This window comes from Mycobacterium sp. FW102-FHT13B02, from assembly GCF_058790275.1.
The window spans coordinates 60,158-77,036 of the sequence record NZ_JBYTCM010000016.1; the positions used below are offsets into that span (position 1 = coordinate 60,158).

Annotated in this window: 10 protein-coding genes; 5 read left to right on the forward strand and 5 right to left on the reverse strand. The window is 66.5% G+C overall.

All coding sequences use genetic code 11. The features are described from left to right. Positions 1-8: 8 nt before the first annotated feature. From mycP to eccCa, 3 genes are read right to left on the reverse strand one after another with little or no spacing between them, the layout of a single operon-like run. Positions 9-1,364: a type VII secretion-associated serine protease mycosin gene (mycP, locus tag AC3WTE_RS23160; RefSeq protein ID WP_492441273.1), complete on the reverse strand. Its 1,356-nt coding sequence runs from the start codon at positions 1,362-1,364 to the stop codon at positions 9-11. Beyond that, the gene (gene eccD, locus AC3WTE_RS23165; protein WP_492441275.1) at positions 1,364-2,857 is read right to left on the reverse strand and encodes a type VII secretion integral membrane protein EccD; all 1,494 of its coding nucleotides are present in this window, start codon (positions 2,855-2,857) and stop codon (positions 1,364-1,366) included. Before eccD (AC3WTE_RS23165) ends, mycP begins: the two co-directional genes overlap by 1 nt. Beyond that, positions 2,854-6,867, reverse strand: a complete 4,014-nt coding sequence (gene eccCa, locus AC3WTE_RS23170) for a type VII secretion protein EccCa (protein WP_492441392.1) — start codon at positions 6,865-6,867, stop codon at positions 2,854-2,856. Before eccCa ends, eccD (AC3WTE_RS23165) begins: the two co-directional genes overlap by 4 nt. Before the next feature lie 142 nt (positions 6,868-7,009). On the opposite strand from eccCa, the gene eccD (AC3WTE_RS23175) reads away from it, so the two are divergent. After that, positions 7,010-8,473, forward strand: a complete 1,464-nt coding sequence (gene eccD, locus AC3WTE_RS23175; RefSeq protein ID WP_492441277.1) for a type VII secretion integral membrane protein EccD — start codon at positions 7,010-7,012, stop codon at positions 8,471-8,473. Between the two features lie 3 nt (positions 8,474-8,476). Here eccD (AC3WTE_RS23175) and eccB read toward each other — a convergent pair whose 3' ends face one another. Then, the gene (gene eccB, locus AC3WTE_RS23180; RefSeq protein ID WP_492441279.1) at positions 8,477-9,985 is read right to left on the reverse strand and encodes a type VII secretion protein EccB; all 1,509 of its coding nucleotides are present in this window, start codon (positions 9,983-9,985) and stop codon (positions 8,477-8,479) included. Positions 9,986-10,103: 118 nt separating this feature from the next. On the opposite strand from eccB, the gene eccE reads away from it, so the two are divergent. Together eccE and AC3WTE_RS23190 are read left to right on the forward strand one after the other, a co-directional pair. Beyond that, a complete protein-coding gene (eccE, locus tag AC3WTE_RS23185) occupies positions 10,104-11,801 on the forward strand; it encodes a type VII secretion protein EccE (protein ID WP_492441281.1) in 1,698 nt (565 codons plus the stop codon). A 123-nt stretch (positions 11,802-11,924) separates the two neighbouring features. After that, the gene (locus AC3WTE_RS23190; protein ID WP_492441282.1) at positions 11,925-12,575 is read left to right on the forward strand and encodes a DUF5336 domain-containing protein; all 651 of its coding nucleotides are present in this window, start codon (positions 11,925-11,927) and stop codon (positions 12,573-12,575) included. A gap of 174 nt (positions 12,576-12,749) precedes the next feature. Here the strand turns inward: AC3WTE_RS23190 and AC3WTE_RS23195 are convergent, their stop codons facing one another. Then, positions 12,750-14,603 carry a hypothetical protein gene (locus AC3WTE_RS23195; protein ID WP_492441284.1) on the reverse strand — a complete coding sequence of 618 codons (1,854 nt, stop codon included), beginning with the start codon at positions 14,601-14,603 and terminating at the stop codon, positions 12,750-12,752. Positions 14,604-14,748: 145 nt separating this feature from the next. Here AC3WTE_RS23195 and AC3WTE_RS23200 point away from each other — a divergent pair, with 145 nt between their 5' ends. Then, on the forward strand, positions 14,749-15,408 hold the full coding sequence (locus AC3WTE_RS23200; protein ID WP_492441286.1) for a hypothetical protein: 660 nt from the start codon (positions 14,749-14,751) through the stop codon (positions 15,406-15,408). A 223-nt stretch (positions 15,409-15,631) separates the two neighbouring features. After that, entirely contained in the window at positions 15,632-16,879 is a 1,248-nt protein-coding gene (locus tag AC3WTE_RS23205; RefSeq protein WP_492441287.1) for a threonine/serine exporter family protein, read from the forward strand.

Consider the following 16,879-nt stretch of genomic DNA (forward strand, 5'->3'; position numbering starts at 1 on the left):
GGGCGACGTCATCGCGTCCGGTCCTTGAGCACCGTCACCGCAATCAGCGCGCCCACCGCGCACACCCCGAGCACCGTCAGCACGATGGTGATCGCGCGATCATCCGTCGGAGATTGAGGCGGGCCGCTGATGGGGTGCCCGGCCGTCGGGTCGGGAAGGTCGCGGGCCGGCGGGAGGCTAGCGGTCAGTGCGGCGACCGGATCGACCATCCCGTATCCGGTTGCGGAGTTGGGTCCGGCCTCTGGGGTGTGGGCGGTGCGCTTGACGAGGTCGATTACCTGTGCGGCGGTGAGGTCCGGGAAACGAGAACGGATCAGGGCCACCACACCGGACACATATGGTGTGGCGAAGCTGGTCCCATTGATCGGCACAGGCCCCTTCTGCGGGTCCAGCCAGGCGTTGATCAGGCCAGATCCCTGCGGGTCCAACGAAGTGATGCGCTCGCCGGGGGCGGCCACCCCGATCCATGGTCCTCTCAAGCTGAAGTCGGACGGCAGGCCGGACGGGGCGAGGGATGCGACCGACAACAGGTAGTCCGAAAACCACGGAGGACTGGCAATGGTGCGCACTGAGCGCCACCCCGCAGTCAGCGGTCGGTTGGGATCGGTGACGTCATTCTGGGCCCGGCACAGACCCTGCTCGCTGTAGTTGCCGGCCGCGGCGACCACGACGACATTGCGTTCGAACGCATATCGAACCGCCCGGCCGACATCGGCGTCGTCCATCCCGGCCTCGACCGGTGCACACGCCACCTCGGAAAGATTGATGACGGTTGCTCCCATGTCGACCGCTCGCACGATGGCACTGGCCAGGGTGTGGGTACTGCCGTATCCGGCCGCCACTGCGTTGGGGTCATCTTGTTGAGAATTGGAGCCGCGCATCGCGTAGACACTGCTGTTCTGGCGGATCGACAGGATCGTGGCATCCGGGGCCACCCCGGCAAAACTATCGCCGGGTGCCGCCGATGCGGCGATGATGCCGGCGACCAGCGTGCCGTGTGCGTCGCAGTCCACCAGGCCGTCGGAATTGGACACGAAGTCGCCGCCGGCTTGCAACGCCGGCAGGCGCGGGTGCCGTGAGACGCCGGTATCGATCACGGCGACCTTTTGTCCGGCACCGCGGGAAAACTGCCAGGCCGACGAGTAATCGAGCATCGTGTCCGCGCTCGGTCTCATCTGAAAGTCGGTTCCCGGTAATACCGTTGCGGTCCCGCATGGCGATTTCTGTTCGGTCGCCTCGGGGGGTCCACCAGCTCCGCTCGGCAGGGGACCCGGCGCCACCACGGGCGGGTCGATGGCTCGGGCCAGCGCCGGGTCGGACACCACGACCGCGAACAAGACCGCCAGCACCGCGACCCAGCGCATCAATCGAAGCCCAGCCGTGCGTACGCGCCAATGACCCACAACGCCAACGGGATCAAGGCTGCGCTGGTCAGGTATTCGAGATACGGCAGCACGGCGGTCAACCGGCTGGTCCGTACTCCGGTTGTGATGCCGACCACGGCGGCTCCGATCGCGATAGCCAACAGCGCACCGAGCGCCACCGATGACATCACCACTGAACCCTGCTGCGCGTACGCGGCCGTCGCTACGACCAGCATGCCCGCCGGTACGCCCAGTGCCGCGCGCTCCACGGCGGTGTGCGGTCTCCGCATCGCCAGCGCGAGCACAACAGTGCATACGGTCGCGAACGTCAGTGCCGGCCAGGTGGGTGGTGTTTGACTGCGCACGACGAGCGCGGCAGCAGTCGCCGCAGCGGCGGCCAGCCCGCCGTACCAGGCGGCGCGGGTCAGGCGCAGAGCCTGGACCCGGGCCCATATCTCGTCCGTCGACGGAGCCTGTACGGCCCCTTCCGACGGTGTGGCAGAGGCGAACGGATCACCCAAGCTCCAACTGCTAGTGGAGGTTTCGATCGTTGTCTCGGCTGTGCGCCGGCGGCCGAGGCGTTCAGTCAGCCCCGGCACCGCCGGGCACGCCGCGGCGGCGGCCACCGCGAGGACGGTCCCGGCTACGGTCATCGGCACGGCCAGCACATGCGCCAACACGGCCGGCCCACTCAGCCCGCAGAACACGGCGGTGAGCAGAAAGCCCCAATGACCGGTACCGATCAGCCAGTAAGTGAGATAGAGCAACGGCAGTATCGCCGCGCACAACGCCGCGATCCCGTAGGAGCCGAATCGGGACAGCTGCGCCCATCCCACGGCCGCCAGGATCGGAATGGCAGCCCAGCCGAGAGCGGCACCGGCCATCCGATCACCGTGAGACCGGTGCGCCAGCGCCGCGCCGCCGACCAACGATCCCGCCACGACCGCCGCCACCCCGGTGAAAATGGCGCGTTCACCGCGAAACTCCCAGTGCACCAGCAGAAAAACCCATACCAGCGCGGCCGCGTACACGCCACCGACGGCCATCGCACGGGCCGCAGCCGGACTCCAGGCAGCGAACGACGCCTTGTTCAGGCGTGCGGCGGCGTCCACCACGTCATCGGACAGCACAGGGGCGGTCAGCGCCCGGCGGGCTGTGAGTCGCAGCAGATCGCCGTCGCCGATGCCGCTTGCACGCAGGGTTTCGTCCGGCTGCAGCGGTGTCCCGTCACTGCGGCCGAGCACCCAATAGCTGTGCCGCGCTTCGCCGATGATCGGGTCCTGCGGCGGCCCGGAGCGGCTGCCGCCGCGCGACCGGATCAGTGCGACGAGCTCGGGTACCACGACGGCCACTGGCGCATCTGCCGGCAGGGAGACATCCAGCTGGGTACCGGCCCCGTCGTCAGCGCCCAGTACCGATACTCGGACCAGGGCCGGTGCCGGTGAGGCGGGGGACGGTCGGCCGAACCCGTTGCGTTGCTCGACGCCGGTCATAGGTCCGGCATCCGTGACAGTTGAATGACGCCGCTTTTGCCGCTGCGGGACAACAACATTCCGCGCCCCGGCGGCATCAGCGTCGCTTTGTAGCCGCCGAACAGCGGACCTTCCTCCTTGGTACCGCTCATCACCAGTGCGTTACAGGACAAATCTCGCAGCCGCACGATCACCGGGTCGCTCATCATCGCTCGGCCGGCTCCACCGATCCGACGAGTCAGGATCAGCCGCAGGCCGATGTCCCGCGCCTGCGGCAGGAACTCCATCAACGGGCCCATCGGATGGTTCAGCGAGCTGCCTGGAATCAGGTCGTAGTCATCGATCAGCACGTACAGATCCGGGCCGGACCACCAGGAACGTTCCTTGAGTTGCTGTTGGGTGATGTCCTCGGGTGGGAGCCGTCGCCGCAATTCGGTTGCCAGCGCCGTCATCAGCTCGGCCAGTGACGGCGTGGCGGTGGCGTAACCGGCGAGATGGTCATTTTCGACGACCCCCAGCATGGTTCGGCGGAAGTCGACAAGGATGATCTTGGCCTGATCTGGGTGGGCGTTCTCCATCAGGCCCGCGGCGATGTTGCGTAGCAGGCCGGTCTTGCCGCACTCGGTGTCGCCGAACACCACCAGGTGTGGTTGCTCGTCGAAATCCAGTATCACCGGCGCCAGTTCGTCTTCGTTGATCCCCACCGCCACCCGAGCCGGGCTCAGCTGGACGGTCGGTTGAGCCGCCTGCTGCACCGCGCCACGGTCAAGGTCGTGTGGCAACATGCGGACGCGAGGTGCCCGCCGCTGGCCGTAAAATTCGCGCACCAATTCCGAGGCGGCCGCTACGGCGGCCGGCAGGTCCTCGGTACTCGAGCGGGAATCCAGGCGGGGCAGTCCGATCAACAGGTGCAGCCGCTCGGCCGTGATGCCGCGGCCGGGGCGACCGACGGGGACCAATTCGGCGAATTTGCGGCCCACATCGCTATCCACGGGATCGCCCATGCGCAGCTCGATCCGAGTGCCGAGCATGTCCTTGACCGCGGGCCGAATCTCCATCCACCGGCTGGCGCTGACGGCGAGGTGGATGCCGTAGGACAGCCCTGTGATGGCGATCGACTGCAGCGCGGGCTCGAGTGTCTCGAAATCGCTGCGGATGCTCGCCCACCCGTCGATCACCAGCACCACGTCGCCGAACGGGTCGCCGCTGACCGGATCGCTCAACGCGAGGTCGCCGGCCGCCTTGCGCTGCCGGAAATCCCGCATCGATTCGATACCCAGGTCACGGAAGCGCTGTTCGCGACTGCGTAGCAGTCCGGTCACCTCGGCGACGGTGCGCCGGACGCGATCGGCATCCATCCGTCCGGCTACGCTGCCCACGTGCGGCAGTTTCGCCAAGCTGCTCAGCGTGCCGCCACCGAAATCCAAGCAGAAGAACTGAATCTGCTCAGGGGTGTGGGTCACCGCCGCCGACATGATGAGCGTGCGCAGTGCGGTCGATTTGCCCGACTGCGGCCCACCGACCACCACAAGGTTGCCCTGAGCGCCGGATAGGTCCACGGTCAGCACGTCACGCCGTTGATCGTAGGGCCGGTCTACCACTCCTACCGGAATCCACAACCGGCCGTTGACGTTCCGCGGTTCTGTCCACACCGGGTCGGGCAGAAGATCATTGACCGCGGGACTGTCATGCAAGGGAGGTAGCCACACTTCGTGGGCCGGGCGACCGTGGCCGCGCAGGCGCCCTACCACGACATCGAGGAGACTGCCCTTGGCCGCGCCCGATGACTCCGCGGCGGGGGCTGGTGCCGCGTCCGCCGCGGCCGTCGCCGGAGCATCTCTGTGCACCGGGGTGGCCGTGAATACCTTGGGGGTCAACGCACCCAGCGATATGCGTCCTGTCCGTTCGGACAGCCGCGGCCGCACGTATTCGCCTGACACATAACAGGTGTTGAACCGGATCGGTTCGTCGGCGTCGCACTTGAGAAAAGCCGACCCCGGGACGCTGGGAAGGTGGTAGGCGTCGGGGACTCCCAGCACGCTGCGCGACTCGCCGGCCGAGAACGTCTTGAGCCCGATCCGGTAGGACAGGTGCGAGTCCAGCCCGCGTAGCTTGCCCTCCTCCAGTCGCTGGCTGGCCAAGAGCAAATGGATATGCAATGACCGGCCGAGCCGACCGATCATGACGAACAATTCAGCGAAATCTGGTTTCTGCGAAAGCAGTTCGGAGAATTCGTCGACCACGATGAACAGTGCGGGGAGCGGATTGAGGTCGGCCCCGTTGGCCCGCGCCCGCTCGTACTCGGTGACGTTGGCGAAGTTCCCTGCTGAGCGCAGCAACTCCTGCCGCCGGTTCATCTCTCCGGCCAGCGCATCACGCATGCGGTCGACCATGGTCAACTCGCTCTCCAGGTTGGTGATGATCGCCGAGATGTGCGGCACCCCCTCCAACCCCAAGAACGTTGCGCCGCCTTTGAAATCGACCAGCACCAGGTTGAGTGCCTCGGGCGAATGCGAGGTGATCATCGCCAACACCAGCGTGCGCAGGAACTCCGATTTACCTGATCCGGTCGCGCCGATGCACAGCCCGTGCGGACCCATACCGTTCTCGGCGGCCTCTTTGATGTCCAGTTCCAGCGGTTGTCCTGACGGCGTGTAGCCGATCGGCACCCGTAAGCGTTCGCGCGGACTGCGCTGGCGCCAGACCAGGTCGGGCTCGATCTCGGCCGCGTCGGGGATCTTGAGCAGACTCATCAGACCGGGATCGGTGGCCCGCGATTCGGACTCCAGGTTCACGATGTGCGCTGCGGTGCCGGGTCGGTACCGGCCGAAGCGTCGGGCGGTGGCGTGGGCTTCAGCCAGGGTCAGCTGATCGGGTGTGGCGAAGCGTTCCACCCCGGCCGCGGTCCGTGCTCCGACATCGTCGGCACTTTCGAGCACCAACTGCAGACCACGCCGGGCGCCCGCCAGATTCCGCGGGCCGTTCAGATCGAGCACGGTGACACCATCGAGACCGGCGTCGGTAGACAATCGTTCGTCGCCGGTGATGTACCCGTCGTCAATGACGACGACGAGCTGCTTGACACCCTGGGTGGGCTGCGCGTTGCGGTTGAACCGCCCGCGTTCGCCCAGATCGGACGCCAACGACTCCTCCAGCAGGGGCAAGGACGGATATAGCATCCGCATGGTGCCGCACCCGTCACGGGCCGATGGATGCTGCGCCTGGGGCAGCCACTTCACCCAGCTCCACGTCTCGCCGTCCGGATTCGCGGTCACCACCGCGACCTGCAAGTGGTCGGGCCCGTGGAAAGCGCACAGTTCCAAGATCATTGACCGCACCAGGCGCTGCACCGGTTTGCGTGCACCGTCGAAGGTGATGACGGGGAAAGCACGCAGCGACACTGCGGTCGGCAGCGCATGCACGACGGAATGGGTCCTGACGAAACGGCGCAGCGCCACCGTCGAGACCGGCTCGAGGTCCTCGGGCGGGCCGGTCTCGGGGGCCAGTAGCCGGGTCGCGAGCCGGTGGGTGCCGATGCCGACCCGGACATGGCAGAAATCCTGATCGGTGGGGCGGCGCTCCCACATCCGGCGCGTGCCCGCGACGTCGATGAGGGTACGGGGATCAGGGTGGCTCCACTCCAGGGCGGCGCGTTGACCGGCCCCGGTTTGCTCGACGTCTTCGCGCAGGTTGGCCAGGTAACTGAAGTAGTCCTTGCGTTCCTCGTTCAGCTCGGCGGCGGCCTTTCCGGAGCGGCCCCCGCCACCGAGAAACATGCCGGCCATCGACATGACCATCATCATGGGGAACAGCAGGAACATCGGGTTGCGGGTGAGGTCGCGTCCCCCGACTGTGACCATCAACGCGATCATCCCGATGACCGCGACGATCATCACGAACGGCATCAGTTTCACCAACAGGCTGCCGGGAATCAACCGCGGAACTTCCGGTGGCGCTTGGAGATTCACTTCACCGCCCGGCATGCGCGGCGGCGCCACCCGCAGCCGGCGAACAAACCCGGTCGTGGCCAACGACATCCCTCCCCGAATCCCGGGGCAACGCTACCCGAGACGGTCTCGGTATTCTCGCCGAAAGGTCGGTGCCCGTGATCGACCCGCAAAAAGACTGCCGCGACCATGTACAAGACGAACGGCCATGGGGAGGCCCGATCCGATGACACTGCCGCTGCCGGAACTGGATGCGGAACCGGACGCCGAACCCGAACTCAGCCGGGTGACTGTGCTGGTCGGCACCACCATGCTCGATGTCGGCCTGCCGTTGTACCTGTCCATCGCCGCGATCGTCAACGCCGTGATCGACCTGGCCGCCGAGCACCCCGCCGCCGGCGTCCCGCCTGTCGCGAGGGACGGGAGCCGGTTCACCTTCGCCAAAATCGGTGGCGCGCCGATTGACCCGATCCGGTCGCTGGCAGAAGCCGGCATCCACGACGGGGACATCCTGGTGCTGGCGCAGGTGGGGGTGCCGATCCAGCCTGTGCTGTTCGACGATGTCAACTGGCCCATCGCGGCCGCGCCCAGGGACGCACGACAATGGATCAACGCCCACGCGGCCCGCGCCGGCTGGTTCGGCGCGAGTCTGGTGGCTGCGGTGACCGCCGTGACGCTGGGAGCGTTGCGCTCGGCTCCTGGCCCGGCCTCAGGCATGGTCGCCCTCGCCGCTGGGATCGGTTTGGCCACGGCGGCCTGCATCCTGGGCTACCGCGAGTCCACGTCGTCGGGGTGGTTGGGGGCCATTTCCTTGCCACTGGTGTTCGGCGGATCCCTCTACGTCGTCCCGCGCGGTCACGGGCTGACCTCGCTGCCGATGGCGATGGGCGTGACGGCGCTTGCCGCATTGCTGATGCTGCTCATCACGCGCCGTGCGCGGCCGCTGTACACGGCGGTGATCGCTGCCGCGGCGCTGTGTGGCCCGACGGCGCTGGTAGCGCTGCTGTGGCAGGCGAGTCCACGGGCTCTCGGAGCGGCTCTGGCCACCGCCGCGGTAATCGTGGTCTATTTGTCACCGCGGGCGACGATCGTGTTATCGCGACTCCCCATCCCGCGAGTGCCGACGGCGGGCGAGCCGCTCGATGACATCGATACTCACGGCGGCACCACAGTTGACGGCGTTGACGCTGTCGGTAAGCGGGCCATCCCCACGGAAGAGGACATGACGGCCCAAGTTCGGCGGGCCAACGAGTACCTGTCCGGCATCCTGGTGGCGGCCGCGACCGCCGCGCTGGCCGGCTGTTACCTCGTTGTCCATGCCGCTGTCGGGTTCTTCTGGCAGGGCACGGCTTTCGCGGTCACAGTGGCCATCGTGCTGTGCCTGCGGGGACGCAGCCACCACGACCTGGTGCAATCCGCCACGCTGATCGCGGCGGGTCAGCTAGTGATCCTGGTGGCCATCGTGGCCGACGCCACCGCGGTGGGCGGCTGGCGGGTTCCGGCCGCCCTGTCCCTGGTGATGCTCATGGCGTTGGTGCTGGGATGCGGACTGGTGGCGCCGCGGCTCGATTTCTCGCCCGTACAGCGGCGTCTGGTCGAGATCGTCGAATACCTGGCGATCGCGTTGGTGTTCCCACTCTCATTCTGGATCATGGGTGCCTACGCGTATTTCCGCGAACTGCATCTCTAGGGTTCAGCTTTTCGGCAACGCGAGCTTCTGCCCCTGCGGGTCCGCCCCCAACGTGTCGTGCGCGATCAGCGCCGCGTCCTGTGCAAGTTCCGGCCCCGGCGGTAGCAGACGCAGTACCGGCCAGGGTGCCGGCTTGGGTTTGTCGTCGGGGCTATCGGGGCTGGCCGGATAACCTTGTACACCAAGTGCTGCCGCCGTTTTCGGGTCGCGGATGTGGAATCGCTGCCCGGTGTCCGAGATATAGAACAGCGGGCCCGCTGAGCGGCTGTCCGGTGCGGCCCCGGTGGCCTGGACGTATTCGCCGGTGCCCGGTTGCAGGTACACGCCGTCCAGACCGGGCCCGTTGCCGTCGGCGCTGGCCAGCCGCACCGGCTGTGTGCCAGGCGGGATCGGCAGCCGCCGGCCGACCAATAGTCGGGAGGTGGATTCGGCGGCGGACCGGGTCCTCTGCCAGGACATACACACCACCCGGTCCGGATCGGCAGCGACCAGCTGCGGCGAGGCGGAGGGGTAATGGTCGACGCGCAACGCGTGCGCGGCCGGCGCGGCACTGATCAGTGCCGGCGAAATGCTGCTGGCCGCGGTCGGTCCCGACGTCGGATCGCCATACCGGATGATATCCGCGACGGTCGCCGAAATACGCTGCAGCCCATCGCGCAGCACCGCGTAGAGCTGTTCTCCACGCGAGTCGTCCGTCCGGACGATCGAACCGACTCGGTATTGCTGCGGGAGGTAACCGGTGGGCGCGCCGGCGCCCTCAACCGTCACCGGCACAATGGGGTCCACAAGGGGAAACGCGTTCAACAGCCCGACGGACATCGGCCGCAGCCTTCGGCCGTCTAGGCGCAGCGCGTTGGCCAGCACCGGGTCAGTGGGATCGATCGGTGCGCGGACGCCGTCGTAGACCAGGAACGTCTGCCCACCGGCTCGGGTCAGGATCATCTGGGCAGGCTCGGCGGCGCTGATGTCGTCCCCGAGTCGGGGATCACCGGCCACCACAGTGGTCTCCACCGTGGGTGTCGCGGTGACGTCGGTGGGCGCAGACGTCTGGGCGCTGTCGCAGACGGACCAGGCGGACGTGCCGGCGTCGCCACTGGCGGCCAGACTTGCCGGTGCACCGACAATCCCGACCGGGGCGCCCAGCGGCAGTGCATTGAGGAATTTGTCGTCGACGGGCTTGGGGTTCTCACTGCGGCCGGCGATGAGCCGCGCTGACGCGATGTTTAACACCGGGTGAAGATGGTCACCGATTCGGATGAACATTTCACCCTCCGACTTGCTGATCACGATCTGCGAATCCCCAAGACTGGGTGCCGGTTTGAAGAATGCGAGCACCCCGGCTGCGCCGCAGACCAGTACCGCGATGACCAGCCCAACCATCAGCGAACGCATCTGTCCACGCATCGGATCGTGAATCATCCGCGAGTCCGCACGTATCAGCGCGTGCTCCAGTCGCCGGATCAAAAATCGATATCCATTGACCTGCGCACGCGTGGTAACTTGCGCTGGCATAGCTTGCCCCCGTCAACGTGGTTCACGAACTGCCAAGCAGGACAAGGCTACAACACCGCCCCGGGGGTGGCTGGGAGTCGACAGATCGAACCGGCCCAGCGGACAAGGAGCCGAGCGCGTGACACAGACTGCTGCCGCAGTGCACAACCCGGTGTGGCCCCGGGCCGCCGATCGGTTCGCCCCGACCACCGGCATCCTGCCGCAGCGCGTTCTCCCGCTGCCTGATCTTTTGCTCATCGAAGGATTGGTTGCCGCTGGACTGCTGGTCGCGTTGTTGTCTGGCACCCGGGGCTGGTACGGCGTTCTGGGCGGTATCGCACTGGCAATGCCGCTGGTGGTCCGCTTCCGCGGCTCGACGCTGCCACGGCGGGCGGCGCGGTGGCTGGCGTTCAAGAGCGAACGGCGCCGGCGGCAGCGGGGGACCGCGGCGATCCCGGCACCGTTCGATGCCACGATGCCCGATGGGAGCTCGATCGGGTTTCGTTGGGATGGAACGGTATTGGTGTCGCTCATCCGCATCCATGGCAATCCGCAAGCGCTCACGGTGCTCGAACCAGGGGCCACCGTGTCCGGTGACTCCGTGCCGATTCAGTTGCTGGCCGACTGCCTCAATCAGTTCGACATCGAAGTGGACTCCATCGACATCATCAGCCAGGGCGCACGCTCGCAGGGACGTGGTCCCGTCGCCGCGATTTACGACGCGATGGTAGGGCCGCTGCCGGCGATAGCACACCGCAACCTCTGGGTGACATTGCGTTTCGATCCGCAGGCATGCGTCGATGCAATAGCCCACCGCGGCGGTGGGCACGACGGAATCGTCCGCACCGCGACAGCCGCTACCCGCCGCGTAGCAAATCGATTGGCGGGAGCAGGATTACGCCCCGAGATCGCGACCGCGACACAGATGGCTCATGCCACCAGTGCGCTTTGTGACGGCGTCACACTGACCAGCATCGCCGAGACGTGGCAGGATTGTCACGAGGGCGAATTCACGCTACGCACCTACGCAATTGAACCAACGATGCTGACGTCCGCTGGGCTCGGTATGCAGTGGACGATTCCCAGTTATTCGACGACGCTGTGCATTTCGTTGCGCAACGCCGGCGCACAGGTGCAGGTGCGCGCCCTGGCGCGTGTTGATGGACACCGCCGCGCAGATCGGCCACTGCGCGGGCACTTGGCACTGCCGGGCCGGCAGTACCCGGCACTGTTGGCGAGTTTGCCTGTGCCACAGCCCTATCGCACCATAGGCACCTGGGCCACCGGCGGCACCGAGGCGCTGGCAGGGTTGACCGTGCCGGTCTCTGGATGCGGACAGCTGATCGGAGCTGATGACCGGGGACGCGCCGTCGCGCTGCCTCTGTTCGGGTCGCAGATCGCACGCGTGGAGGTCTGCGGAACGCTGCATCTAGGGCAGCAAGTCGTACTGCGATCATTGGCCCTCGGTGCACGGGTCCGCGTTCACACGCGCCGGCCCGGTGCCTGGCACCCCATGGTCGCCGAGGTCGCAGACCCGGGCATGCTGCGAGTGACTGATTTGGGCCGGCCAGCGTTGAAGGCCGGCGCCGAGCGCAACTACTCGGTGGAGATGTTCGATGGCGTGGCCGAACAGCCGGTGCGGGCCAGTGTGACCGCGATGGTCCTCAAACCCCGGCATACAGCGGCGTCGCCGAATGCCGATGTCGCCCTAGAACTGCTCGATAGCGCCGACGATGTCGTCGGGGTGCGCACCCGTGCCGGATACGCCGTGGTCAAGATGGTTGCCACCGATGACGAGATGCGTTATCTCAGAGCATCATTCGACGCAAAGGAGTAAATCGTGGCCTACGGTCACCCGCCACCGACGCCTGCGCGAGGCCAGTATTCATCGTCCCACAGCCGCCCAGCGAATCGGTCCGGCCGCGCCGATGCCGATAGTGCCGTCGGCTACCTAGCACTCGTGACCGCTCTGATGGGTGTGGCGGTCTACAGCGTCAGCATGGTTCCGCCCGCGCACGCTGGGTGGGCCGTTCGATTCAGTGTGCTGGCGGCGGTCGTTGGCGCGCTCACCGCGTTACCTTCCGGCGCGCCGCGGCACTGGGTCGTGGTGACGTTGGCTGTGACCGGGTTCCTTGACGGGACGGCGACTCTCATCGAAACCGATCGGCCCGGTTGGGCCCCGATCGTCATTGTGGTGCTCGGGGGGTTGCAGACGGCTGCCGCCCTGGCGGCCCTCGCACTCGACCGCGGCCGTATAACTCCTACCGCCGCGACCGCGGCGCCCAGCGACGCAATCCAAGCCTATTACGCTGCGTACCAGGCATATATCGCGGCGACCCGGCAAGCAACGCCTCGTCGCCACTGGGACGACTCTGGTCAGGCAGCGGCGTCGGCACAGGCACTGCCGACCCTCGAGGCGATGCACTCCCACTATCAGGGGTACATCGCGTTCGCCGAACAACGTCAGCACGCTGCTGACCCAGCAGCCGCGCAAACAGGACTCACGGACTCCGGAGCAACCGCAGCAGCTGGACCCGCAGCTGGAGTGCGCCACTACGCTGCGGACCATTCCGGATACCGCGAGCGGCACGCCGCTGATCCGAACGCCTGAGCCGTCGACGGCGCCCTCGCGGTGACACCCGGGGTAGGTTCCGACACAGCTTGTCCAACTGCCTCCCGAAAGCTCGTCGCGAGACCCGCATGCAGGCGCGGGGGCGGCTTCATCGGTGGTACACCTACCACCGATGAAGCCACCCCCGGGGCGAGACAGATTTGCTTATCGGGGCTACTTGCCGCCGCCGTGGCTCCCGCTACCACCGTGCGTCCCGGTGCTGCCGTGGCTGTCGCCTGTTGTGCGAGTGCTCGACGCCGACTTGTCCGACGAATGCTTCGAAGCGCCACTGCCGGGAGAAGCGTTGCCGCTCTTATTCTCTCCAGTCCCGGTCTTGCCTGTGCCGGCACCCGTCTGGCTGCTTCCGGTCGTGCTTCGGCCAACCTGGTCGAAATCAGCGGGCTTGCCGTGCTTGCCGCCCGTGCCCGATCCCGTCTTCTCCGAGCCTGCCTTGTCCGACTTCTTGTCCGAACCGGACTTGTCCGACGTGGAGCCGGTCGCGGTGCGGGGGCCTGGCGTCGCCGCAGTCTGATTGCCGACCTTGATCAGGTTGGTCTGCACCTTGGGTACGCTCGTAGCAGCCAGCGGTGCTGCTGCGGCCGGGACGAGGCCGCCCAGGCTGGAGATGAATTGTCCCGCCTGCGAGACGATTCCATTGACCGTGCCGGCGAGGCCGTTTTCCAGAGCGAACGGCAGATTCGTGGTCAGTAAGCCCGCAATGAATTGCGGGTTCAGCGAATACGGTAGGCGCAGCACGAGCGGGAGGGCGACCGGCACCGCAACGGCCAACGGCAGGTTTATCGCGTATGCCACGTCGTTCGCCACCATCGATACCGCAGACGGCACCACATTGCCCAGGCCGCCGATCACATCCTGAGGTGCGGGGACGGACGGACTGGCAGAAGGCGTCACCGCCGCCGTCGACTTCGTCTGTAACTTCGGCGCAATCGCCGCAGCCAGCGGCGCCGCCGCGGCCGCGGGCAGGAGACCGCGCAGGCCGCCGGCGAGTCCGGACAGGAATTGCGTTGTGGTACTGACGAATCCGTTGATACCGGCTGCGGTGAACCATTGTATGTAGTTCGGAATATAGCTGGTGAGCAGGTTGAAGAGCAGAGGTGGATTGAATACGGCTGCGGGACCGTAGAACAACAGTGTCGCAGCTGTCTGAATCCCGATTTGCAGTGGAATGCTCGCCAAGTAGGCCCCGTCATTCCACACCGTGCTGAGTGCGCTGCCCAATATGCCGCCCAAACCCCCGATCAAATCCTGCGGAGTGGCGGCTGCCGGGGTGATGGCCGGCGTCAGCGCGGCAGTGGTCGCGGCATTCGGCGTCAGGTTGCCGGGCAAGGGCAGAGGTATCCCCAGTTTCTCCAACAACGTCACGGCCGCCGGGAACAGGGCGGTGGCCGGGGCGCCGAAGTCATAGAGCGAAGCGAGTATCAAGTCGTAGAAGTTGAAGCCCGTGAGGCCCCCGCCGGAGAAGGCCGTGGGAGGGAAGGCCGCATTCTTGAAGTACTCCTGCAGCGCGGCCTCAAGCGCTGGCGCCACCGGTGTCGTGGCAAGCGGCGACAGCAACGTCGTGACAGTGTTCATGACCACCGGCGCCGCCGCGGTGTCGAGCCCGTAGAGCGCATTGTCGGCAGCCACCAGTGGCTGCGCCATGAGGTAGGCCAAATTGTTGATCCACTGCCCGTTGCCGAGGAGCTGTTGTGCGACAGACGTGGGCAGCGCCAGCAGACCTTCGATCAGTGAGATCGGGTCCGAACTGGCCGTCAGCTTCACCTGCCTCGTGATTTCTGGCAGCTGAGCAGCCACGGTCTTGGCCTGCGGACTTGCGACGAAGAAGCTCGCGCTTACCGCCGTGGCACTAGCCACCAGGACCGTGGCCATTTTCTGTGAGTTTGCTGTTGACTTTTTGGCGTGTGCAGCTGTCATGATCTGGTCCCCGCTCCTGCGATCGTTAATGTCGGTTACCACAACATCATTTACAGAAAGCGCGCCAACCCCGCCCCCATGCATCATGGTCACCAACGATTGAACCCCACGAATAAAATACCCACAGTATGTTTGCTAGGTCAAGGATCTGTTTAGCCGCTACAATTAGCTGCACGCAGGCGGGTCGGCTGATCGACTACTGCCGAACAACAGCCCGCGTCCATGTGAGAATCGGGGCATGGGGAGCGTAGGGGGACGTAGCCCGGTCGGCAGAGTGATCGGGACGCTGTTCGGTTTCGGGATGTTGGCACTGCTGGTCGTGATCTTCCTCGGTTCCAAGAGCGAACCGGGCGTGTTGATCCGGCCAGGTGACATGGTGGCACCCACCAATGGCAGCTACGTCGTGTATCTCGAACCATCGCAATCGCACATTCGTTGCACCGCAACGACGTCTGACGGAACGACGCAGGCGTTGGCGCCCTTCACCGGTGCGCAACCCGAGAAGAGATTCGGCGGAAAACGGCGCCTCCTGTTCTCCCGGGGCAAGGATTACCGGGCGGTGGGGGAGTTGCCGCGCGACCGCGGGCCGGTGACCGTGCGGTGTCCCGGTGCGAACCACATCCGGGTGAGTGCACCGCCGAGCGGCTGGTCGTGGCCCATCATCGTGTTCGGCGTGCTCTCGGCTGCGTGTCTGGTGGTGTTCATCGTCGTGGTGGTGCGGCGCCGGCGGACCGGTGGCGGTCAGACCGGCGGACCAGGGCCGACGTATCCCATGCCGCCGCAGCAGGGGTACCCCGGCTACCCGCAGCCGGGCTATCCGCCGCAGGGATACCAGGGTTACCCGCCGCCCGGGTACCCCGGCCAGGGCTACCCGCCGAACCCCGACTACCCGCGTTAGCTGTCGCTGTAAATGCGCTGACGACATTGCGAAGCCCGGCGTGACAGGTGGTTGTGTGTTAGCTTCCGCTGATCCGCGCTCGCGGAGGGGCCCATGACAACGGTGGTCGACGATCGTTTGGTCGCACTGAAAACCGCCGGGGTGCAACGACTCTATGGTCTAGCTGCCGTTGGCGGAGCTCTGCTCGTCTTGGTCGCCGTGGCCCCGGACTGAGAATTCTCACATGGCCGGTGCCGACCCCACGACCAACCGATTGCGCGCCTACGACGCGGTGTTGTCGGCGGCCGCGATGCTGATCGACAACGGGCAGTCCACCGAGATGACTGCCACCGCGGTCCGGCGCCTTGATCACGGCTTGGGGATCGACGCCGCCGTCGACCCGGCATGGTCGGCACTGACGCTCACCGCAGCGGGGTCCCGGGGCGTCTTGCGTCTGGTGCCGGTCAACCCCACATCGATCAACATGCGTCGCGTCGCCGCCCTCATGGCCGTGATCGACCGGGCAGAGGATGGACCGCTCACGGTCTCCGAGGTCGAAGCAGCGGTGCGGGAGGCCAGTGCGCTACCGGTGTACGGCAACGCAGTTTTCGCAGCGGCGTGCGTGACGGGCTCGTGCGCGCTGAGCCTGATCTTCGGCGCCACCAATCCGCTGGCAGTTCTACTCATCGCCATCAGCTCGGCCCTCGGCGGTATGTTGCGGCGCTGGTTCGCGGTTCGCCGAATCGGGCCGCTGGCACAGGCATGCGGGGCGGCCGCGGTCGCCGGAGCCATCGCGGGATTGGCCGGACATCTCGATCTCGGTGCCGCCACTGCCGCCCTGGTGGTGCTGTGCCCGGCAATGGTTCTGGTGCCGGGGCCACACATCCTCAACGGTGCCCTGGATCTGCTCGGTTTGCGAATCACACTGGGATTGGCGCGACTCGGGTTCGCAGTACTGCTGCTGATGAGTATCGCCGGCGGTTTGTTGGTGGGCCTGGCGGCGACGGGGCAGACGCTGGCCGTCAGTGCGCCGACCGGCTCTGCGCCCTGGTACCTCGATCTGATTGCGGCCGGGGTAGCTGCCGCCTCCTACGCCGTCTACTGGACAGTGCCGTGGCGGATGATCGTGTGGCCCATAGGTGTCGGGATGGCTGCCCATGCGCTGCACTGGTGGGCTGCCGGCCACGGTGTGGGTCTGGCGGCCGCGGCCTTCGTCGCGTGCCTGCTGGTGGGCATCGTCCTGTCTCCGGTTGCGACGAGACTGCGTATTCCGTTCGCGGCGATCGGATTTGCCTCGGTGGTGGCGCTGGTACCGGGCGTGTTCGCCTTTCGTGCCTTGAGCGGATTCATCCAGTTCAGCACCACACCGTCGACCGAGCTACTGACGGCGATCGTGTCCGATACCAATCAGGTGGTGCTGACCGTCGCGGCGATGACGCTGGGCCTGTGTGTGCCCAAAGCCGTCTACCTCGGTGCCCCGAGCGCTAAGTGA

Excerpts from the sequence above, each read along its gene's own strand:
- eccD (WP_492441277.1), top strand. The coding sequence starts at position 7,010 with ATGACACTGCCGCTGCCGGAACTGGATGCGGAACCGGACGCCGAACCC.
- eccB (WP_492441279.1), bottom strand. The coding sequence starts at position 9,985 with ATGCCAGCGCAAGTTACCACGCGTGCGCAGGTCAATGGATATCGATTT.
- mycP (WP_492441273.1), bottom strand. The coding sequence starts at position 1,364 with ATGCGCTGGGTCGCGGTGCTGGCGGTCTTGTTCGCGGTCGTGGTGTCC.
- eccD (WP_492441275.1), bottom strand. The coding sequence starts at position 2,857 with ATGACCGGCGTCGAGCAACGCAACGGGTTCGGCCGACCGTCCCCCGCC.
- AC3WTE_RS23205 (WP_492441287.1), top strand. The coding sequence starts at position 15,632 with ATGGCCGGTGCCGACCCCACGACCAACCGATTGCGCGCCTACGACGCG.
- AC3WTE_RS23200 (WP_492441286.1), top strand. The coding sequence starts at position 14,749 with ATGGGGAGCGTAGGGGGACGTAGCCCGGTCGGCAGAGTGATCGGGACG.